Annotated in this window: 1 protein-coding gene; it reads left to right on the top strand. The window is 32.0% G+C overall.

Annotated features, from left to right (window positions below; all coding sequences use genetic code 11):
- The first annotated feature begins 242 nt into the window (after positions 1-242).
- Entirely contained in the window at positions 243-554 is a 312-nt protein-coding gene (locus tag PVV65_RS09905; protein ID WP_273790044.1) for a hypothetical protein, read from the top strand.
- Positions 555-678 lie beyond the last annotated feature (124 nt).

Genomic DNA, 678 nt, shown 5'->3' with positions numbered 1-678 from the left:
ACCATTTTTACTCCTTTCTTATACAGTTTTTACCCACACACCAGCCCCGCTTTTGACGTGCAAGCAAGTGATATTAATTGATTCAATCTGAGAAGATTTAGAATAAGAAAACCTTACTATATTCGGGTTTTTAATTCAACATGCAAAACAGTAAATTATCTATATAAATCAATGTGTTGCTAGCGCCCGGCGCCCTTATGGGCTGTCAATTAAAAACTTTTAGTGAATAGAAAGAATTTCAAATGGAAAAAAACGAAATCAACATCACTACCGATTTCTTATGTGATTTGTGGATGGCTGTGTGTAAAGAAGCTAATAGTGAAAATATTGATATTGATACTGAAGATAACTATCACGTTTCTTTAGTAGAGCTTATGGGGGCTCTTGAAAAAGTTTTGTTTTTTAAATTACAAAACGAAATTCCAAATTTTACAAAAATTTTAGCAATTATTACAGAGTTTGGTTGTTCTGAACCAATTGAATCAATAGTTTCATTGCTAAAAGCTTATAATCCTATTTTTGATAATGTGCATAGCATTAATGAGGCTGCTTAAATAACGCACGGGCGCGGCGGGGGCGCCTACTTTTTAACTTTAGATTCAATTAGATAAGTATCGAAATGAAAAAAGTTAAAAAAGAGTAAAATTCATATTGACAACAATAGAATCACTTTGTTAA

This window comes from Bartonella sp. ML70XJBT (assembly GCF_028618425.1).
GTDB lineage: Bacteria > Pseudomonadota > Alphaproteobacteria > Rhizobiales > Rhizobiaceae > Bartonella.
Note: the sequence above shows the minus strand (reverse complement) of the source record. Positions and strands in the feature narration are given on the sequence as shown.